Consider the following 19,310-nt stretch of genomic DNA (forward strand, 5'->3'; position numbering starts at 1 on the left):
CCAAGGGAGTTGCCCGTGTCGTCGATCGAGGCCGTACTCGCCCGGGAAGTCCTTGACTCCCGCGGCAACCCGACCGTCGAGGTCGAGGTGCTGCTCGCCGACGGCACCGAGCAGCGCGCCATGGTGCCCAGCGGGGCGTCCACCGGCCAGTTCGAGGCCGTCGAGCTGCGGGACGGCGGCGAGCGGTACGGCGGCAAGGGCGTGCGCGACGCCGTCCGGGCCGTCAACGAGACCATCGACGAGAAGCTCGTCGGCTACCCGGCGTCGGAGCAGCGGCTGATCGACCAGCTGCTGATCGACCTGGACGGCACGCCCAACAAGGCGAACCTGGGCGCCAACGCGATCCTGGGCGTGAGCCTGGCGGTCGCGCGGGCCGCGGCCGACTCGGCGGGGCTGCCGCTGTTCCGCTACGTGGGCGGCCCCAACGCGCACCTCCTGCCGGTGCCCATGATGAACATCCTGAACGGCGGCGCGCACGCCGACTCCAACGTCGACGTCCAGGAGTTCATGATCGCGCCGATCGGCGCGCCGACGTTCTCCGAGGCGGTCCGCTGGGGCGCCGAGACCTACCACGCGCTCAAGTCCGTGCTGAAGAGCCGGGGCCTGTCGACCGGGCTGGGCGACGAGGGCGGCTTCGCCCCCGACCTGCCCAGCAACCGCCAGGCGCTCGACCTGATCATCGACGCGATCGGCCAGGCGGGCTTCACCCCGGGCCGCGACATCGCGCTGGCGATGGACGTGGCGGCGTCAGAGTTCCACACCGAGGGGTCCTACGACTTCGAGGGCACCAAGCGCACCTCCGAGCAGATGGCCGCCTACTACGGCGAGCTGGTCGACGCCTACCCGCTGGTCTCCATCGAGGACCCCCTCGACGAGGAGGACTGGGCGGGCTGGCAGGCCCTCACCGCGGCGGTCGGCGGCAAGGTCCAGCTGGTCGGCGACGACCTGTTCGTCACCAACCCCGAGCGGCTCCAGCGCGGCATCGACACCGCCACCGCCAACGCGCTGCTGGTCAAGGTCAACCAGATCGGCTCGCTGACCGAGACGCTCGACGCCGTCTCGCTGGCGCAGAGCAACGGCTACCGCTGCATGATGAGCCACCGGTCCGGCGAGACCGAGGACACCACGATCGCCGACCTGGCCGTCGCCACCAACTGCGGCCAGATCAAGACCGGCGCCCCGGCGCGCAGCGACCGCGTCGCCAAGTACAACCAGCTCCTGCGCATCGAGGAGCTGCTCGACGACGGCGCCCGCTACGCCGGCGCCGCCGCCTTCCCGCGCTTCACCCGGGAAGGCTGATCGCCGCACGTACCGCCGTCGACCCGGCAGGGGGCGCCCGCTTTGGCGAAGGACGACGACCGCAAGGCCGTCCGGGGAGGCAAGGACTCCTCCCCGGGCGGCGGTACGCGCAAGAACCCCGCGCTGACCAGCCGAGCCGCGATCCTGGCGATCGTGATGTGCGCGATCGCGCTGAGCCTGGCCTATCCCGTGCGCGAGTACATCGCGCAGCGCCAGGAGATCGCCGACCTCGAACACAAGGAACGCGTGGCGCGCGAGCAAGTGGAAGAACTCGCCCAACGCAAGCAACGACTGGGGGATAAGTCGTACATTGAGCGAGAAGCCAAGCGAAGACTCCACTATTGCAACCCGGGGGAGAAGTGCTTCATCGTTCTTGACGGTGGTGGGGGAGATGGCCCGCAGGACCAGCAGGGTGGCCGGTCCAGCAGGCCGCCGTGGTACGAGTCGCTCTGGCGGTCCGTGGAGGCCGCGGACAGACCGCGCTGACGTCCTGGAGTGCAGGGAGACACGGCCGGGACGGCTCGGGTGGGGACGGAAATGATCAACAAGTCAGACCAGGCCACCGGCGCCGTGACCGGTGCGTCCGGGGGGTCCTCCCCCCGGGACCGGCGGGCGGTCGCGGCCCAGCTCGGCCGTGCGCCGCGCGGCATCCGGCGGGTCGCCTACCGGTGCCCGTGCGGGCTGCCCGCGGTCATCGAGACCTCGCCGCGGCTGCCCGACGGCACGCCGTTCCCCACGCTCTTCTACCTGACGTGCCCCAAGGCCGCCTCGGCCATCGGCACCCTCGAAGGCGGCGGGATGATGCGCGAGATGCAGGAACGGCTCGCCCACGACCCGTCCCTCAAGGCCGCGTACGCCGTGGCGCACGACGACTACCTGCGGCGCCGCGACGAGGCGACCCGTGAGGACGGCGTCGAGCCGCTCCCCGCGGGCATGCAGAGCGCCGGCGGCATGCCCGAACGCGTCAAGTGCCTGCACGCGCTGATCGGCCACGAGCTCGCCGTGCCCGGCGTCAACCCGTTCGGCCGTGAGGCCCTGGACGCGCTGCCCGAATGGTGGCGGTCCGGCCCTTGCGTCTGTGTCGATGCCGAGGCCGATCCCGATCCGGAGGCCGGCCCCGAGGAGGCCCAGTGACACGCGTCGCCGCGATCGACTGCGGGACCAACTCGGTCCGCCTCCTGATCGCCGACATCGTCCCGGACGGCGCGGGCGGCTCCGGCGGGTCGCTCACCGACGTCGAGCGGCGCATGGAGATCGTGCGGCTCGGGCAGGGCGTCGACGAGACCGGCCGCCTGGCGCCCGAGGCGCTCGACCGGACGTTCACCGCGATGCGCGGCTACGCCGGGCTCATCGACCGGCACCGGGCCGAGAAGGTGCGCGTCGTGGCGACCAGCGCGACCCGCGACGCCGACAACCGGGCCGACTTCGTCAGCGGCGTCGTCGACATCTTCGGCGTCGTGCCCGAGGTGATCAGCGGCGACGAGGAGGCCGAGCTCTCGTTCCTGGGCGCCACCCGCGAGCTGGCCGCGCTGCGTCCCGCCCGGCCCTATCTGGTGGTCGACATCGGCGGCGGCTCCACCGAGTTCGTGCTCGGCGGCGACACGGTCGAGGCGGCCCGCTCGATGGACATCGGCTGCGTGCGGATGACCGAGCGCCACCTCAAGGACGGCGACCCGCCGTCGCCCGAGCAGATCACCGCCGCGGCCGCCGACATCGACGCGGCGCTCGCCGAGGTCCGCAGGACCGTTCCGGTGGACGAGGCGCGCACGCTCGTCGGGCTGGCGGGCTCGGTCACGACGATCTCCGGGATCGCCCAGGGCCTGCCGGAGTACGATCCGGCCCGGATCCACCTGTCGCGCATCACCGCCACCCAGGTGCACGAGGTCACCCGCAACCTGCTGCACGCGACGCGGGCCGAGCGCGCGGCGATCGGCGTCATGCACCCCGGCCGGGTCGACGTCATCGGCGCGGGCGCGCTGATCCTCGACCGGATCATGCGCGAGTACGGCTTCGGCGCCGTGGTGGTCAGCGAGCACGACATCCTCGACGGCATCGCCTGGTCGCTGTCCTGACGCGCGCGCTACCGCTTGAGGGCGGCGAGCAGGGCGGGGATGAGCACGGCGTTCGGGTTCTGCTGCGGGACGTACAGCACCGCGGCCGAGCCGCTCGCCTGCTGGATCCAGACGCGGCCGTTCTCCAGGGTCGCGCCGGAGATCGCCGACCAGCTCAGCGAGACCCGGTTGCCGCGGACGCCGCCGGGATGGACGGTCAGCCCCTGCGCCACGTCGATCGACTCGCCGTCGCGCACCTCGCGGGCGAGCTCGCCGACCAGCCGCGGCTCGACCAGGCGGCGGCACATCTCGACCAGCCGGAGCCAGAGCTCCTCCTGCTCCATGACCACCTCGACCCTGGGCCCGCCGTGGAACGGATGGCGGCCGACCTGGAAGACCCATTGAACGCCGTCGGGCTGCGGGCCGTATTCGCTACCAGCGGGAACCGCCGCCCAGTAGGCGACCCATTCGACGTGCCCCCAGGCGAGAGAGGTGGTGCCATAGCCGACCAGCTGCTCGTCGGCGTGCAGGTGTAGCCCGCGCACGATGGCGTCGAGCGGCTGCGGAGCCGCCGGCTGACCCCAGTCGGCCTGCGCTCCGTACTGCCCCGGGTGTTCCGCGTACTGGCCCTGCGGTTGCGGGGTGTACTGAGGCTGCTCCTGCGGGAGCGCCTGCCGGGGCGGCGTCGCGGGTTGCGGATTCAGGTTCTGCGTCCAGTTCTGCCCGTCCCACCAGCGCAGGCTGCCGCTGCCATAGGGGTCTGGGTACCAGCCCGGTTGCGACAAGGCATGCCTCCGCTCAGCACGGTGCGCCGGACACCCGCCTCCCCGACCGGCAATGCGAGTCGCATCGTATCGAGTCGGGACCAGGCGGGCGATATGACTTGCCACTGCGACGCGCGCCACATCCGGCCCGTTCCCGATTTAGAACCGGCTATTGAGCGGTACCGCGCAATGCGTAGTACCGTATACCGCACTATGGACAGCACCCAGCTTCTCAAGGGAGTGCTCGACCTCGCCGTGCTGGCCGTCCTCGATCGCAACGACAGCTACGGCTACGACGTGGTCCGGCAATTGCGCGAGGCAGGGCTCGACGACGTCGGTGACGCGTCGGTGTACGGCACGCTCCGCCGGCTCTTCAAGGGCGGCGCGCTCAACTCCTACGTCGTCCCCTCCGAGGAGGGGCCGCACCGCAAGTACTACGGCCTGAACGACGCGGGCCGCGCCCAGCTCACCGGATCGGCCAAGACCTGGGCCGCCTTCGCGCACACCATGAACGATCTTCTGGACGACGTCGACAAGGGGACGCCATGAACTCGCCGATCGACAGGCAGGAAGAGATCGAGCAGTACGCCCGGGACGTCCGGGCCGCCCTCGCCGACATTCCGGAGGCGGACCGCGCCGAACTGCTGGAGGATCTGGAGGATCACCTCGCCGAGGTCTCCGCCGAGTCGGACGAGCCGCTGGTCAGCCGCCTGGGCCTCCCCGTGGAGTACGCCACCGAGCTCCGCGCCGCCTACGGCACCGGAACGGTACGGACCCGGCGCTCGGTCCGCGACACCGCCGCGGGCACCTTCCAGTCGATGGAGGCCCGGCTCCGCGAGAAGGTCGACGACTCCGCGGCCCTCCGCTCCGGGTGGGGCTTCCTCAAGGAGTTCCGCTCGGTGTGGTGGATCGTGCGGGCCTGGGTCGCGGCCCTGCTGCTCTGGCGGTTCTGGGACGACGACTGGCACACCCGCCCCCGGGGCGCCGCCCAGTGGGCGGTCCTGATCCTCTTCGTGGTGGCCTCGATCGCCCTCGGCCGGCTTTCGCGTGCGCACGCGAAAGGCGCGCCGCGCGTTCTGATCATCGGGCTCAACGGCCTGGCGATCGCCCTCCTCGTCGCCATCCAGGCGAATCTCGGCCTCACCCAGCTGGCCTCGCGTGACATCTCGCAGGTGGCGGTGGCGGAGCCCGAGGCCGCCGCACAGCCGGCGGAATGGCAGGACCTCGCGAACCTCTACCCGTACTCCAAGGACGGCAAGCCGCTCCAGGACATCCTCCTCTACAACCAGGACGGCTACCCGCTGCAGCTTCCCTACGAGGGATACGGCTATGAGCTGGAGCGCTGCGGGAGCAAGCCCCCGATCACCAATTCCTATCCGTTGCCGCTCCGCCGGCAGGACGATTCGGGGACGGAGCCGACGCCCGGCCCCTCGTGCGTTCCCGGTACCCCGATGCCCACGCCCAAGCCCAGGCCCTCGGCCATCCCGATGCCCAGCCCTTCGGACGCTCCGACGGCCGACCCCACTCCGGTCGCCTCGCCTCCCACCCCCACCCCCACCTCCACGCCGACACGCTGACCTGAGGTCATGCGAGGATCGCTGGCATGACCAATGCACCCTTCGTACCGCCGGGAACAGGGTGGCCGGAAGACCCGGCCACCCCGGACACGCCCGTGGCGCACGACGCGGCGCAGGTGGTCGAGCTGGCGGAGAAGGCGCCCGATCTGGCCGAGCTGTGCGCGCGCCAGTCGGTGTGCCGGGCCTGTGACCGCTTGGTCGAGTGGCGGGAACGGGTGGCCGTCGAGCGGCGCCGGGCGTTCGCGGACGAGGAGTACTGGGGCCGCCCGATCGCGGGCTGGGGCGACGACGACCCCCGGATCCTGCTGATCGGGCTGGCCCCGGCGGCGCACGGCGGCAACCGGACGGGGCGGGTCTTCACCGGCGACCGCTCGGGCGACTGGCTGTTCGCCTCGCTCTACCGGGTCGGCCTCGCGGCCAAGCCCACCAGCGTGCACGCGGGCGACGGGCAACGGCTGATCGGCGCCCGGATGGTGGCCACCGTGCGGTGCGCCCCGCCCGACAACAAGCCGACGCCGGCCGAACGCCTGACCTGCCAGCCCTGGCTGACGCACGAGATCGAGAAGGTGGCGCCGAGCGTGCGGGTCATCGTGATGCTCGGCGGCTACGCCTGGCAGGGGGCCTGGCCCGCGCTGCGGCAGGCCGGATACGCGCTGCCGAGGCCCCGGCCCTCCTTCGGCCACGGGGTGGAGATCGAAATCACATCCCCGGCGGGCGACCCGGTGGCGATGGTCGGGACGTACCACCCGAGCCAGCAGAACACCTTCACCGGCAGGGTCACGGAGGAGATGCTCGACACCGTCTTCGCCCGGGCCCGCACTCTCGCCGGCCTGGGCGGCCGGTAGCGGCCAGAGGGCGGTCGGGGAACGGCAAGAACCCCCTGAACAGGTCGAACGGCGGGGCAGGGCCGTGGCCAAGCGGACGGACCGTCCTTCGCACCCCCGCGGTCCGATCCGGCCGCTTGGCGCCCCCGTCGGGCCCTGTCCCGCCGCCGTTCTTGCGATACATCCAGTGAGATGCCGGAGAGGGCGAAGATGTTCGCCTGGATTGCGTGATTACTGAAGCAAGTGCGTGATTACTGAAGTAAGCACCTGATTACTGATGTAAGTCCGTGATTACCGAAGCGAGCATGTGATTCGGGGCAGATCCGGGTACCTCCAGGGATATGCCAGCTCTGCGTACATCGGACACTGCCCGGAAGATCCTCATCGTCGGCGGCGGCTACGTCGGCATGTACACCGCGCTGCGCCTGCAGAGGAAACTGCGGGGTGACCTGCGGCGCGGCGAGGTCACGATCACCGTGGTGGACCCGCAGTCCTACATGACCTACCAGCCGTTCCTGCCGGAGGCCGCGGCCGGCAACATCGAGCCGCGGCACGTGGTGACCCCGCTGCGCAAGGTGCTCAAACGCTGCACCATCGTGAACGGGCACGTCACCAAGATCGACCATGCCGCGCACAAGGTGACCGTGCGCCCGGCGGGCGCCGCGAACGCGGGGGAGAAACAGCGGGAGTTCGCCTACGACCAGCTCGTCGTGGCCGCCGGGTCGATCTCCCGCACGCTGCCGATCCCGGGCCTGGCCGACTGCGGCATCGGCTTCAAGACCGTCGAAGAGGCGATCTTCCTGCGCAACCACGTCCTGCACCAGCTGGACATCGCCTCCTCGATCGACGACGAGGAGGCGCGGCGCAGGGCGCTGACCTTCGTCTTCGTCGGCGGGGGCTTCGCCGGCGTGGAGGCGCTGGCCGAGCTCGAAGACCTGTCCCGCGACGCGGTCAAGTGGTATCCGACCATCGACCAGAAGGAACTGCGCTGGATCCTGGTCGAGGCCGCCGACCGGATCCTGCCGGAGGTCGGGCCCGAGATGGGGGAGTGGACGGTCGAGGCGCTGCGCCGCCGCGGCATCGAGATCAAGTTGAAGACCATGCTCAAGTCCGCCGAGAAACGGCACATCGTGCTGAGCGACGGCGAGGAGTTCGACGCCGGCACGCTGGTGTGGACCGCCGGGGTCAAGGCCAATCCGGTCGTGCGCGACAGCGACCTGCCGATCGACGACAAGGGCCGGATCAAGGCGACCGCCGAGCTGGTCGTGGAGGGCCTCGATGGCGTCTACACGGCGGGCGACAACGCCGCCGTGCCCGACCTCACCAAGCCCGGCGAGTTCACCGCGCCCAACGCCCAGCACGCGGTGCGGCAGGCCAAGGTGCTCGCCGACAACATCGTGCGCGACCTGCGGGAAAAGCCCCGCAAGCCGTACAAGCACGCCTATGTCGGGTCCGTTGCCGGGCTCGGCCTCCACAAAGGTGTGGCGAACGTGTACGGCATCAAGCTGAGGGGCGTGCTCGCCTGGTTCATGCACCGCACATACCATCTTTCTCGGGTGCCGACGGTCAACCGCAAGATGCGCGTCACCGCGGACTGGACGCTCGCGCTGTTCTTCCGGCGTGAGATCGTCTCGCTCGGCGCGCTGGAGCGGCCCCGGCGGGAGTTCGAGCTCGCGGCCGGCCGGCGCCACGACGACTAGGTGTCAAGGGACGGCCGAGAGGAGCACGCGTCGTGCAGGACGGTGTGGCCTCCCGGCTCGCCCCGCTGCTCACCAAGATCATGCTCGGTGCCGAGGACGGCGACGGCCCGGCGGCGGCCGACGACCTGCCGATCCGGGTCCGCGCCTGGGACGGCAGCACGATCGGGCCCGCCACCGCGCCCGCGTTCGTCATCCGGCACCGCCGCGCGCTGCGCCGGCTGCTGTGGAAGCCCGGCGAGATGGGGCTCGCCCGCGCCTACGTCGCCGGTGAGCTGGACATCGAGGGCGACGTCTTCGCGGCGCTCGGCGCCGTGCAGCGCGTCATGCGCAGCGGCGACGAGCCGATCCGGCTCAGCACCGACGACAAGCGCGAGATCGTCCGGACGGCGGTGACGCTCGGCGCGGTGGGCCCCGAGCCCAAGCCCCCGCCCGAGGAGTTCCGGTCCGGCCGGCGCGGCAACGGCGCCGAACCCGGCCCGCTGGAGGCCCCGTCCGCCTTCTTCGCCCGGCTGTTCGGCGGCGAGATGGCGCACGGCAGCGGGCTGTGGGACGGCGCGGTGGATCTCCAGCAGGCGCAGCGGACCGCGCTCGACTCGGTCGCCGACCGGCTCGGCCTGTTCCCCGGTGCCCGCGTCCTCGACCTCAACTGCGCGTGGGGCGCCCTGGCGTGCCACCTGGCCGAGCAGCATCGCGTGCGCGTCGTCGGCCTCACCCGCACGGCCGGGCAGGCCGACCACGTCCGCGAGCGCGCGGCCGCCGCCGGGCTGGCCGACCGGGTCGAGCCGCGCGGCCGCGATCTCGCCGCCGCGGGCGGCGGGCCCTACGACGCCATCGTCGGGCTCGCCGGCCTTGAGTCGCTGGGCCGGGACATGCCCCGGCTGTACGAGCTGCTGGCGCCCGGCGGCCGGCTCCTGATCCAGGAGCCGGTGCGGCGGCCCGGCCCGCACCAGATCCGGCGGACGTTCACCACCAGCTACATGTTCCCCGGCGACGGCGAGCTGCGCCCGCTCGCCGAGATCGTCGGCGAGGTGGAGGAGGCCGGCCTGGAGGTGCGCGGCGTGGGCGCGCTGCGCGAGCACCACGCCCGCACGCTGCGTGCCTGGGCGGCCAACCTCCAGCGGCACTGGGCCGAATGCGCCGAGATCGCGGGAGCGGGCCGGGCCAGGGTCTGGCTGCTCTATCTCGCGGCCTCCGCACTGGCCTGCGAGAGCGGCCGCGTCGGCGTCCATGAAATCTGTGCAATTCGCCGTGATCGCGACGGACGGGCAGGAACAACCATGGTCGAGGCGTTCGCGGTCCATACGGATGGCGCGCCGTAATAACGGGATGAAGCGCTCGCCATTCCGGCGTTCTGCCCCGTCCTGGGTGCTCTGACCTGCACTGCGGCTCGACTCGGCGGAAAATGCGGTCTCGGTCGAATAGCGGCACGTGGGACCGCCAATGAGCGTGGGTATGATTGCGCCGCCCCTGTAGCCCAACGGCAGAGGCAGGTTCCCTAAAAGAGCCAGAGGTGTCGGTTCAAATCCGACCGGGGGCACATCACGGCCGGCGCCTTTCCATGGGCGCCGGCCGTTCGCCCATCTTCCCGATACCAGGCCGTCACGCTCCGGAGGCGCCGGAAAGCGTCCCCGGCCTCTAGAATGATCGGACCAGTTCGCCTGAGTGGAGGCAGCAATGGAGAGCAGGAACCCGGCGTTCCGGGGCAATGCCTTCGGTGGGCAGGGAGGCGGCTACGGCGCGCCGCCTCCGCAGCACCTCCAGGACATGTACAACGCGCCGTCCTACGCGCCCCCCGCCCAGCGGACGATGACCTACGACGACGTCGTCATCCGCAGCTTCCTGAGCCTCGCCACCCTGGTGGCCACCGGCGCGCTCACCTGGGCGTTCGTGCCGGTCCAGACCGCGCGGACGATCGCGGTGGTCGCCTTTCTGCTGCAGCTGGGCATCGGCCTGTACATCAGCTTCTCGGGCAAGGCCAACGCGCCGCTCGTGCTGGCGTTCTCGGCGGTCTACGGCGTCGGGGTCGGTGGGGTCAGTCACTACTACGAGACGTTCTACTCCGGGATCGTCTTCCAGGCGGTCATCGGCACCGCGCTCGCGTTCGCCGCGATGCTCGCGGTGCACTCGCTGAAGATCATCCGGGTGACGCCGAAGTTCGCGCGCTTCGTGTGCGCCGCCGGGCTCGCGCTCGTCGGGCTCATGCTCGTCAACCTCGTCGTCGGACTCTTCAACGACTCGGGCATCGGCATCCGCGAGAACGGCCCGCTCGGGATCGCGTTCAGCGTGATCGTTATCCTGGTCGGCTGCTTCTTCCTGCTGCTGGACTTCGACTCCATCGAGCAGGGCGTGCGGGCCGGCGCGCCGGAGAAGTTCGCCTGGTACTGCGCGTTCGGGCTCACGCTGAGCCTCGTGTGGATCTACCTGGAGATCCTGCGGCTGCTCTCGTACTTCCGGGACTAGCCTCTCGTACCTCCGGGCCAGCGGAGCGTTCCGCGTCCCAGAAACGTGACTCGCCCCCTGCCGGCCTTGGCTCCGGCAGGGGGCGAATCAGTTGCGGGATCTCGGCACCAGGGTCGTACCGCGTAGCGGTAGGACTGCGGAGGCCATCCGTTGGCGGGATCCCGCTAAGTCTGTGTGGGGGGCCGCCGCCGGCCCGGCGTCGTTGCCGGCCGGTGGGGCGTTCAAGTCAGTAGTGGCGCGCCCGGCGGGTGCGCTCGTGCTCGCGGACCAGTGCGGCCGCGTAGCCGTGCGAGAGCCCGTGTTCGTCGGCGAGCCAGTTGCAGCGCTCCTCGCAGCGGAGGAAGGCGGGTCCGTTCTCTATGGCGGTGAACCACTCGGGGATGTCACGTCCTGTGACTTGCGGGATGCGGGCTATCAGCTTGGTGTGCGTCTCCGGCGAGTGGTTCAAAGACAATTGGCACCTCCAGGAAGCGGGGCTCTTCCTGCCGACTCTGCAACAGCGACCAGGATGTGACAACCCCCTAACGGGGACCTATCCATTACGTAACGTAGATCATTCATAACGTAACGATCGTTCATATAAAAAACCAACGGCCCGCGCCTCTCGCGCGGGCCGTTCGAGGTGGGAAGGGGTGCCGGTCACGAACCCGGCACCGGGGACGTCAGCTGAGGCGCTCCAGCACCATCGCCATGCCCTGGCCGCCGCCCACGCACATGGTCTCCAGGCCGAACTGCTTGTCGTGGAACTGCAGCGAATTGACGAGGGTGGAGGTGATCCGGGCGCCGGTCATGCCGAACGGGTGGCCGACCGCGATGGCGCCGCCGTTGACGTTCAGCTTGTCCATGTCGACGCCGAGCTCGTCGGCGGACGGCAGGACCTGCGCGGCGAACGCCTCGTTGATCTCGACCAGGTCGATGTCGTCGATGGTCATCCCCGCCAGGGCCAGCGCGCGCTGGGAGGCGCCCACCGGGCCGAGGCCCATAATCTCGGGGGACAGGCCGGTGACGCCGGTCGAGACGATGCGGGCCAGCGGGGTGATGCCGAGCTCGGCCGCCTTGGCGTCGCTCATGATGATGACGGCCGCGGCGCCGTCGTTCAGCGGGCAGCAGTTGCCGGCCGTGACGGTGCCGTCGGGACGGAACACCGGCTGCAGCGTCGACACCTTGTCGTAGGTGGTGCCGGGCCGCGGGCCGTCGTCCTTGGACACGACCGTGCCGTCGGGCAGGGTGGCGGGGGTGATGTCCTTCTCCCAGAACCCGTTGGCGAGGGCCTTCTCGGCCAGGTTCTGTGAGCGGACGCCGAACTCGTCCTGGGCCTGGCGGCTCACGTTGCGGATGCCCGCCACGTTCTCGGCGGTCTGGCCCATCGCGATGTAGATGTCGGGCAGCGACCCGTCCTCGCGAGGGTCGCGCCAGAGGCCGGCGCCGCCCTCGGCCGCCTTGGCGGTGCGGGCCTCGGCGTCGCCGAACAGCGGGTTCTGGGTGTCGGGCAGGCCGTCGCTGCTGCCCTTGGCGAAGCGGCTGACCATCTCGACGCCCGCCGAGACGATGACGTCGGCCTCGCCCGCCTTGATCGCGTGCAGCGCCATCCGGGACGTCTGCAGCGAGGAGGAGCAGTAGCGCGTGATCGTCGCGCCGGGCACGCTGTCCCAGCCGAGCAGCGTGGCGACCACCTTGGCCTGGTTGTAGCCCTGCTCGCCGCCGGGCAGGCCACAGCCGAGGAGCAGGTCGTCGATCTGGGTGTGGTCGAGCTGGGGCACCTTGGCCATGGCCGCGGTGATCATCTGGGCGGTGAGGTCGTCCGGGCGCAGGTCCTTGAGCGACCCCTTGAACGCGCGGCCGATGGGCGAACGCGCGGTGGCGACGATGACTGCCTCGGGCATGTCGGATCTCCCTGTCTGAGCGGCCGGTGGCTGTCCCCGGCGACGGTGTTACTCACCGGTCACTAGGCAATCTAGCCGCTGCCGGGACGGGCGTACACGGCGGGGCCCGGAGCCTATGGACGATGAGTCCAATAAGCGGGCACTTGCTCACGTCGCGACAATCGTTCCCCCCGCGCCCCGCCGGACGCGGCCCACCTTGTGATCCGCGCCACACATCGGCCCGTGCCGGATCAGAGGCCGTACATACCGGGAGTCGTGCCCTTGGCGTCCTTGATCGCGTGCAGCAGGCCACGCTCGTCCCGCCAGGTGCGCCACCCCTTGACGGCCCCCGTGTACCAGCCGGGCGGCGGGCCGGGCTCGCTGATCCTCTTGCCGGTGGAGAGGTCGTAGGCGCACAGCGGGGCGACCGGGAAGAAGCCGCGCTGCCCGGTGATCTTCAGCTCGGCCGGATTGACCGTGCAGAACGACCAGGCGCGCACGCCCTTGGTCGTGGCCCGGGCGGCGCTGCGCAGGTCGTAGGCGGCGCCCGCGCGGCCCTGCGACAGGAAGCCGAGCCTCGTCAGGTCCGCCGGGAAGGCCAGCCACCAGGCGCTCTCGGGGGCCTTGTCCGCGGTGATCGTGCCGGTCGTCCGGCCCGTTCGCGGATCGAGCTGCTCGAAGCCGCCGTAGCCGCCGGCCGGGGTGACCTGGCGGGTGATCAGCGCGACGGAGGGATTGGCGCTGGGATAGACGCGGAGCAGCCGCTTGCGCGTCCACACCGGCTTGCCGGTCGCCATGTCCATGCCGAAGAAGCCGAACGCGGACAGCGGCGTGCCCTTGCGCGGCTGGTACGGGGCCACGTAGCCGACCATCACGTCCCCGAGCGAGCCGAACGCCCAGCCGCCGGAGAGGTTGACGCCGGAGCCGACCGCGCGTTCGACCGGGAAGCTCCACAACGTCTTGCCGGTCTTGAGGTCGTGGGCCTCCAGCGTCGGATGCCTGGCCATCCGAAACGCCACGAGCTTGGCGGGATCGGCCCACTCGACCTCGGTGATGCCCGCCATCTTCCACAGCTGCCTGCCGCCCGCCGCCGGATCGAGGACGACGAACCGGGCGCTCTTGCGGGCCGTGAACTCCGACATGCAGACGTAGGCGCCGCAGCGCACCGGACCGAACGTCGAGTCGACCGGCCGGACCCACTTCTGCGCGCCGGTACGGGCGTCGCGGGCGACCAGCGTCGCCTTCCACTTGCCGGTCTTCTGCGGTTCGAGCGAGACCACGACCCCGCTGCCCGCGGCGTCGACCACCGCGGGCGGCTGGACGCCCATCCCGGAGAGCCGGCCGACCATCGTGGCCGGGCGGGTCCACAACTTCCGGCCCTTGGCCAGGTCGAACACCGACGTCTCCAGCGAGCCGTCGGGACGCAGCGCCGTCACGGCCGTGACGTCGGCCCCAGTGACGGGACGGCTGACCGTGTTCACGCCCTTGCCCGACCAGCCGCTCTGCGCGGCCGCCGCGCCGCTCGTGCCGGGGCCGCTGGAGCAGGCCGCCGCCCCGAGCAGCAGCGCCGCCATGGCGATGTGTGCCGGATTGATTGCGGAGTGTCGTGATCGTCGAGTGTGCGAGGCCATGGGTAGCTCCTCAGCGGGCGCTATGGGTGTCAAGGGACGGGGATGGCCGAGCCGTGAGGCGACGGCGCCTGCCTGCCGCTCCGGGGCGCCGGGCCCTCAAGGCCGCCCGCGGCACCCGCCGTCGTCGTCGCAACAACAGAACGTAACAGAGGAACTACAAATCCGGAGCTGTTTCTGTCACGCCGCGAACCGCCGGGGCGGGGCCGCGCATCAGGCGGCGCCGGCCTCGCCAGAGGCGATGTGCCCCGGTGCCGGCGCCTCCTCCAGGCCGTCCTCCACGTCCCGGTCGAGCGGGCGGCGGCGACGCAGGAGCGTGGCCCAGGCCCCGCGAGGGCCGCGTTCGCGACCGGCGACCCTGGTGCCCGCCACCTCGGTGCCGGGCTCCTCGGCCGCCTCGGCGGCCGCCAGGTAGACCGGCAGTACGCCCTCGCCGCGGCGCGGGTCGGGCAGCGCCTCGGGATCGGGCTCCAGACCGAGCGCGGCGGCCATCGAGGGCAGCATCGCCATCGCCGCCGCGGCATAGCCGTGGGCGGACGGGTGGTAGCGGTCGTCGCTGAACATCGCCAGCGGATCGGCGGCGAACTCGCGGCCGAGGAGGTCGCCGAGCGAGACCGACCGGGCGCCGCGCTCGACCACGGCGATCGTCTGGGCGGCGGCGAGCTGGCGGCTGGCGCGGCGCGCGATCCACCGCAGCGGCTGCATGAGGGGCTTCACCGAGCCCAGATCGGGACACGTGCCCACGACGACCTCGCAGCCCGCGGCCCGCAGGCGTTCGACCGCGGCCGCCAGATGGCGCACGGACTCGACGGCGGACACGCGGCCGGTGACGTCGTTGGCGCCGATCATGATGACGGCGATCTCCGGTTCCGCCGCCAGCGCCCGGGAGACCTGCTCCTCGAGCGCCTCCGACCGGGATCCCGACTTCGCCACGTTCGTCAGCCACACCGGGCGGGCCGCGATCGCCGACAGCCCGGCGGCCAGCAGCGCGGCGGGCGTCTCCTCGGGCACGGCCACGCCGAGACCGGCCGCGGTGGAGTCGCCGAGCATGACGAACGAGACGGGCTCGCCGGGCAACCGCCCGCCGTAGAGGTTGTCGGCCGCGGGCGGGTCGCCGTACGGCGTCGCCTGGATGATCCGGCGGGCCATCTTGGCCTCCGCGAGGACCAACCCGAACGTCATCCCGCCCAGTGCGGTGATGCCACCGCCCCCGTACGCTGCCGCGGTCGCTATGCGCCGCGCGGTCAACGCTCTCAGCATCGTCGCTCACCCTCCGTCATTACCAGAGGTTGTACCCCGTACGGCCGCGGATGCCCCCGACGGCTGTTCTGGGCTACCTTCGGAAACTGGAATCTATCCGAATCCGCATCCCGCGCCGCTGCGGCCGAACGCGGATGCGACCTGTTGAAACCCGACAAGGACGTCGCGTGCACGTACACGATTCGCTCGTCGAGCTCATGGGCAACACCCCGCTCGTCCGGCTGCGCAAGGTCACCGGAGGCCCGGCACCGCAGGTGCTGGCCAAGGTGGAGTACTTCAATCCCGGCGGCTCGGTGAAGGACCGCATCGCGGTCCGGATGATCGACGCCGCCGAGGCCTCGGGCGAGCTGCGCCCGGGCGGCACCATCGTCGAGCCGACCTCCGGCAACACCGGGGTCGGCCTGGCCATCGTGGCGCAGGAGCGCGGCTACCGCTGCGTCTTCGTCTGCCCGGACAAGGTCGCCAAGGACAAGATCGACGTCCTGCGGGCGTACGGGGCCGAGGTGGTCATCTGCCCGACCGCGGTCTCGCCGGAGCATCCGGACTCCTACTACTCGGTCTCGGACCGGCTCGCCGCCGAGATCCCGGACGCCTGGAAGCCCAACCAGTACACCAACCCCAACAACCCGCGCTCGCACTACGAGACGACCGGGCCCGAGCTGTGGGAGCAGACCGAGGGGCGGATCACGCACTTCGTCGCCGGGATCGGCACCGGCGGCACCATCAGCGGCACCGGCAGGTACCTCAAGGAGATCTCCGGTGGCGCGGTGAAGATCATCGGCGCCGACCCGGAGGGCTCGGTCTACTCCGGCGGCAGCGGCCGCCCGTACCTCACCGAAGGCGTCGGCGAGGACATCTGGCCCGAGACCTACGACCGCGACATCTGCGACGAGGTCATCGCCGTCTCCGACCGCGACTCGTTCGTCATGACGCGCCGGCTGGCCCGCGAGGAGGGCCTGCTGGTCGGCGGCTCCTGCGGGATGGCGGTCGTCGCGGCGCTGCGCGTCGCCGCCGCGGCGGATCCGGACGCGGTGATCGTGGTGCTGCTGCCGGACGGCGGCCGCGGCTATCTCTCCAAGATCTTCAACGACGAATGGATGGCCGACTACGGCTTCCTCGCCCCGTCCACCGAGGAGACCCCGGTGGGCGAGGTGCTCACCCGCAAGGGCGGCGCCCTGCCGGAGTTCGTGCACGTCCACCCGCACGAGAGTGTGCAGACCGCGATCGCGATCATGCGTGAGTACGGGGTGTCGCAGCTCCCGGTGATGAAGGAGGAGCCGCCGGTCATGGCCGCCGAGGTGGTCGGCTCCATCGTCGAGAGCGACCTGCTCGACGTGCTGGTCAAGGACCGGGCGAAGCTGGCCGACCCTCTGGAGGCGCACATGTCCGCGCCGCTGCCGACGCTCGGCTCCGGCGAGCCGGTCAGCAAGGCCGTCGAGGTCCTGGAGAAGGCCGGCGGCGCCGTCGTCCTCGTGGACGGCAAGCCCAAGGGCCTCATCACCCGCCAGGACGTCCTCGCCTTCCTGGCCGGCGGATCGTCCTGACCCGCGGGCCCGTCCCGAGGCGGAGGCCCGTCCCGAGGCGGGGCTGAACGCGGCGAAGCGCCGGAGATCGTCCTGATCTCCGGCGCTTCGCCTTCTCACGAAGTTGAATTGCGGCGCGTGGTCGTGGGCGGCTATTTCAGACCCCACGCCGCAATCCAACGTCTCAGGAGCGGTAACCCGACGGGACGAAGTCCTCGCGGGTCTCGCCCGTGCCCGGCGGCACCGCCTTGGGCCGGTCGGCGTGACCGGGCCACCAGGCCTTGTGGCCCAGCATCGCGGTGACGCCGGGGACCAGGAAGATGGCCATCACGAAGGCCGACAGCGCGATGCCCATGGCGATGGAGCCGCCCATCTGCTGGAGCATCGTGACCTTGGCCAGCAGCATCACCGAGAAGGTGGCCGCCAGGACCAGACCGGCCGCGGCGACGGTCGGGCCGCCGTGCTGGACCGCCAGGGCGGCGGCCTTGCGCGGCTCGTGGCCCTCCTTGGCCTCCTCGCGCAGTCGCGCGGTCATCAGGATGTTGTAGTCGGTCCCGATGGCCAGCACGAACAGGTACAGCATGATCGGCAGGTGGAAGATCTCACCCGGCTGGCCCATCGCGCCCTGGAAGACGAACACCGCCGAGCCCATCGTGGCCGCGAAGCCGAGGAGCACGATCGGCACCAGGTAGAGCGGTGCGACCACCGACCGCAGCAGGAGCAGCAGGATGAGCGCGATCAGGACGCCGGCCACGGGGAGGATCACCGACAGGTCGCGGTTGACGACCTTGTTGATGTCCCCGTAGACCGCGGTGGCGCCGCCCACCAGCATCTTGGTGCCGGCCGGTGCGATCTCGTGCGCGGCCGGCCGCAGTTCGTCCTTGACCAGCGCGATGGACTCGTTGCTGTTCGGGTTCTTCTTGAGCAGCAGGTCGATCTGGACCACCTTGCCGCCCGTGCCGGTCTGGGGCGGGTTGACGCCGCCCACACCCGGCAGGGTCTTGGCCTTCGCGGCGAAGTCGTCGAGCTTGGCCTTGGCGATCGGCTGCCCGTCGGTGGACTCCAGGTAGACCTGGACCGGCGTGGTCAGTCCGGGCGGGAAGCCCTTCTGCATCTCCTTCATGGCCTCCGCGGACTCGGTGTTCTGCGGGAAGCTGGCCTGGAAGTCGTAGTCGGCCTTGAAGTTGAACGCGCCGAGGGCGAGGACGACCAGCAGGCCGCCGGAAACGAGGGCGACCAGCGCGGGGCGCTTGCCGACCATCCGGCCCATCCCGGCCGAGACCTTGGCCTCGGGCTCCTTCTTCCAGGACTTGGACGGCCAGAAGATCGCCGTGCCGAGCAGGGAGAGCAGCGCCGGGAACAGCGTCAGCGACGTGATGCCCATGACGATGACGGCGATGGCCAGCGACGGGCCCCAGGCGGAGAAGATGCCGAACGCGGCGAGCATGAGCACCAGGAACGTCACGGCGATGGCGGCGGCGGCGGAGGTGATGACCTCGCCGACCCGCTCCACCGTGGTGATCAGGGCGGTCTTCTTGTCGTCGCCCGCCCGCAGCCGTTCGCGGAAGCGGAAGAGCAGGAACAGGTAGTAGTCCGCGCCGATGCCGAACAGGACGATCGTCAAGATGATCTGCAGGCTGTCGTCACCGGAGAAGTTCAGCAGCTTGGACGCCGCACCGATCACCTTCATCGAGACGATCTCCGTCGCGAAGATGACGATGATCGGCAGGATGGCCGCGATCGGCGCCCGGAAGATCAGCAGGATCAGCCCGATGATCAGGATGAACGTGCCGGCCGAGACGAGCGCCATGGACTGGGTGAAGGAGTCCTCGTTGTCGACGAAGGACGCCGTGTCACCGCCGACCTTCGCGGTCAGGCCGCTGCCCAGCGCGCCGGGCAGGTCCTTGCGCATGTTCTTGATCGCTTCGCCCTGGTCCTTCTGGGCGTCCTGATCGGTGCCCTTCAGCGACACGTTGATCAGCTGGAACGCCTGGTTGGGCGCCACGGACTGCGGGCTGGTCTGGATGGCCACCACGCTCTTGTACTTCTTGGCGGTCAGCGTCTGCGCGGCCTGGGTGATCTTGGTGCTGTCGGCCGGCGTGATCTTCGCGCCGCCGGGCTTCTGGACCACGACGAACGCGGTGGCGTCCGCGGCCTGCGGGAACGACTTCTCCGCCAGCTTCGCGGCCTGGATGGACTCGTACTTACTGGGCAGGAAGTCTGCCTGGTCGGACTTGGTCTCGATACTGGGCGCGAGACCGACGATGGCGACTGCGGCGACGACCCACGCCAAGATCGTCCACCACGGGTGTCTCACGACGAACCGCGCAAGCCGTGCGAACATTCGGATTCCTTCAAGGTG

The 19,310-nt window shown here is 70.8% G+C and carries 17 protein-coding genes and 1 tRNA gene; 12 read left to right on the top strand and 6 right to left on the bottom strand.

All coding sequences use genetic code 11. From position 1 onward, the window contains the following. Positions 1–15 precede the first annotated feature (15 nt). From eno to ACGFNU_RS41485, 4 genes are read left to right on the top strand one after another with little or no spacing between them, the layout of a single operon-like run. Positions 16–1,299: a phosphopyruvate hydratase gene (eno, locus tag ACGFNU_RS41470; protein ID WP_392602112.1), complete on the top strand. Its 1,284-nt coding sequence runs from the start codon at positions 16–18 to the stop codon at positions 1,297–1,299. A gap of 42 nt (positions 1,300–1,341) precedes the next feature. Beyond that, positions 1,342–1,785 carry a septum formation initiator family protein gene (locus ACGFNU_RS41475; RefSeq protein WP_392602113.1) on the top strand — a complete coding sequence of 148 codons (444 nt, stop codon included), beginning with the start codon at positions 1,342–1,344 and terminating at the stop codon, positions 1,783–1,785. A gap of 51 nt (positions 1,786–1,836) precedes the next feature. Next, on the top strand, positions 1,837–2,433 hold the full coding sequence (locus ACGFNU_RS41480; protein ID WP_392602114.1) for a DUF501 domain-containing protein: 597 nt from the start codon (positions 1,837–1,839) through the stop codon (positions 2,431–2,433). Then, positions 2,430–3,371 carry an exopolyphosphatase gene (locus ACGFNU_RS41485; protein ID WP_392602115.1) on the top strand — a complete coding sequence of 314 codons (942 nt, stop codon included), beginning with the start codon at positions 2,430–2,432 and terminating at the stop codon, positions 3,369–3,371. Before ACGFNU_RS41480 ends, ACGFNU_RS41485 begins: the two co-directional genes overlap by 4 nt. 8 nt (positions 3,372–3,379) lie before the next feature. Here ACGFNU_RS41485 and ACGFNU_RS41490 read toward each other — a convergent pair whose 3' ends face one another. Next, positions 3,380–4,135 carry a DUF2510 domain-containing protein gene (locus tag ACGFNU_RS41490; RefSeq protein WP_392602116.1) on the bottom strand — a complete coding sequence of 252 codons (756 nt, stop codon included), beginning with the start codon at positions 4,133–4,135 and terminating at the stop codon, positions 3,380–3,382. A 192-nt stretch (positions 4,136–4,327) separates the two neighbouring features. Here ACGFNU_RS41490 and ACGFNU_RS41495 point away from each other — a divergent pair, with 192 nt between their 5' ends. The 7 genes from ACGFNU_RS41495 to ACGFNU_RS41525 all read left to right on the top strand — a co-directional run bounded on the left by ACGFNU_RS41495 (position 4,328) and on the right by ACGFNU_RS41525 (position 10,675). Continuing rightward, positions 4,328–4,663, top strand: coding sequence for a PadR family transcriptional regulator (locus tag ACGFNU_RS41495; protein ID WP_392602117.1), 336 nt, complete (start codon positions 4,328–4,330; stop codon positions 4,661–4,663). Next, positions 4,660–5,691, top strand: coding sequence for an HAAS signaling domain-containing protein (locus ACGFNU_RS41500; RefSeq protein ID WP_392602118.1), 1,032 nt, complete (start codon positions 4,660–4,662; stop codon positions 5,689–5,691). The genes ACGFNU_RS41495 and ACGFNU_RS41500 overlap by 4 nt, the downstream gene beginning before the upstream one ends. A gap of 26 nt (positions 5,692–5,717) precedes the next feature. Continuing rightward, complete coding sequence (locus ACGFNU_RS41505) at positions 5,718–6,536, top strand: uracil-DNA glycosylase (protein ID WP_392602119.1); 819 nt, start codon at positions 5,718–5,720, stop codon at positions 6,534–6,536. Positions 6,537–6,856: 320 nt separating this feature from the next. Continuing rightward, positions 6,857–8,215, top strand: a complete 1,359-nt coding sequence (locus tag ACGFNU_RS41510; RefSeq protein WP_392602120.1) for an NAD(P)/FAD-dependent oxidoreductase — start codon at positions 6,857–6,859, stop codon at positions 8,213–8,215. Positions 8,216–8,247: 32 nt separating this feature from the next. After that, positions 8,248–9,534, top strand: a complete 1,287-nt coding sequence (locus tag ACGFNU_RS41515; protein ID WP_392602121.1) for a class I SAM-dependent methyltransferase — start codon at positions 8,248–8,250, stop codon at positions 9,532–9,534. Between the two features lie 144 nt (positions 9,535–9,678). Next, a tRNA-Leu gene (locus ACGFNU_RS41520) sits at positions 9,679–9,752 on the top strand. A 137-nt stretch (positions 9,753–9,889) separates the two neighbouring features. After that, a complete protein-coding gene (locus ACGFNU_RS41525; protein ID WP_392602122.1) occupies positions 9,890–10,675 on the top strand; it encodes a Bax inhibitor-1/YccA family protein in 786 nt (261 codons plus the stop codon). Positions 10,676–10,901: 226 nt separating this feature from the next. Here ACGFNU_RS41525 and ACGFNU_RS41530 read toward each other — a convergent pair whose 3' ends face one another. The 4 genes from ACGFNU_RS41530 to ACGFNU_RS41545 all read right to left on the bottom strand — a co-directional run bounded on the left by ACGFNU_RS41530 (position 10,902) and on the right by ACGFNU_RS41545 (position 15,425). Further along, on the bottom strand, positions 10,902–11,129 hold the full coding sequence (locus ACGFNU_RS41530; RefSeq protein ID WP_392602123.1) for a DUF4287 domain-containing protein: 228 nt from the start codon (positions 11,127–11,129) through the stop codon (positions 10,902–10,904). Between the two features lie 208 nt (positions 11,130–11,337). Beyond that, positions 11,338–12,558 carry an acetyl-CoA C-acetyltransferase gene (locus ACGFNU_RS41535; protein WP_392602124.1) on the bottom strand — a complete coding sequence of 407 codons (1,221 nt, stop codon included), beginning with the start codon at positions 12,556–12,558 and terminating at the stop codon, positions 11,338–11,340. Positions 12,559–12,788: 230 nt separating this feature from the next. Then, positions 12,789–14,168, bottom strand: coding sequence for a PQQ-binding-like beta-propeller repeat protein (locus ACGFNU_RS41540; protein WP_392602125.1), 1,380 nt, complete (start codon positions 14,166–14,168; stop codon positions 12,789–12,791). A 210-nt stretch (positions 14,169–14,378) separates the two neighbouring features. Further along, the gene (locus tag ACGFNU_RS41545; RefSeq protein WP_392602126.1) at positions 14,379–15,425 is read right to left on the bottom strand and encodes an SGNH/GDSL hydrolase family protein; all 1,047 of its coding nucleotides are present in this window, start codon (positions 15,423–15,425) and stop codon (positions 14,379–14,381) included. Between the two features lie 167 nt (positions 15,426–15,592). Here ACGFNU_RS41545 and ACGFNU_RS41550 point away from each other — a divergent pair, with 167 nt between their 5' ends. Then, positions 15,593–16,969, top strand: coding sequence for a cystathionine beta-synthase (locus tag ACGFNU_RS41550; protein ID WP_392602127.1), 1,377 nt, complete (start codon positions 15,593–15,595; stop codon positions 16,967–16,969). Between the two features lie 163 nt (positions 16,970–17,132). On the opposite strand, the gene ACGFNU_RS41555 is transcribed toward ACGFNU_RS41550, so the two are convergent. Continuing rightward, positions 17,133–19,292: an MMPL family transporter gene (locus tag ACGFNU_RS41555; protein ID WP_392602128.1), complete on the bottom strand. Its 2,160-nt coding sequence runs from the start codon at positions 19,290–19,292 to the stop codon at positions 17,133–17,135. Between the last annotated feature and the right edge of the window lie 18 nt (positions 19,293–19,310).

The sequence above is a fragment of the Spirillospora sp. NPDC048911 genome (assembly GCF_043198015.1).
In the GTDB taxonomy this organism is placed as follows: domain Bacteria; phylum Actinomycetota; class Actinomycetes; order Streptosporangiales; family Streptosporangiaceae; genus Spirillospora.

Coding starts and splice junctions, on each gene's coding strand:
- ACGFNU_RS41480 (WP_392602114.1), top strand. CDS start 1,837: ATGATCAACAAGTCAGACCAGGCCACCGGCGCCGTGACCGGTGCGTCC.
- ACGFNU_RS41495 (WP_392602117.1), top strand. CDS start 4,328: ATGGACAGCACCCAGCTTCTCAAGGGAGTGCTCGACCTCGCCGTGCTG.
- ACGFNU_RS41500 (WP_392602118.1), top strand. CDS start 4,660: ATGAACTCGCCGATCGACAGGCAGGAAGAGATCGAGCAGTACGCCCGG.
- ACGFNU_RS41505 (WP_392602119.1), top strand. CDS start 5,718: ATGACCAATGCACCCTTCGTACCGCCGGGAACAGGGTGGCCGGAAGAC.
- ACGFNU_RS41510 (WP_392602120.1), top strand. CDS start 6,857: ATGCCAGCTCTGCGTACATCGGACACTGCCCGGAAGATCCTCATCGTC.
- ACGFNU_RS41525 (WP_392602122.1), top strand. CDS start 9,890: ATGGAGAGCAGGAACCCGGCGTTCCGGGGCAATGCCTTCGGTGGGCAG.
- ACGFNU_RS41535 (WP_392602124.1), bottom strand. CDS start 12,558: ATGCCCGAGGCAGTCATCGTCGCCACCGCGCGTTCGCCCATCGGCCGC.
- ACGFNU_RS41540 (WP_392602125.1), bottom strand. CDS start 14,168: ATGGCCTCGCACACTCGACGATCACGACACTCCGCAATCAATCCGGCA.
- ACGFNU_RS41545 (WP_392602126.1), bottom strand. CDS start 15,425: ATGCTGAGAGCGTTGACCGCGCGGCGCATAGCGACCGCGGCAGCGTAC.
- ACGFNU_RS41555 (WP_392602128.1), bottom strand. CDS start 19,292: ATGTTCGCACGGCTTGCGCGGTTCGTCGTGAGACACCCGTGGTGGACG.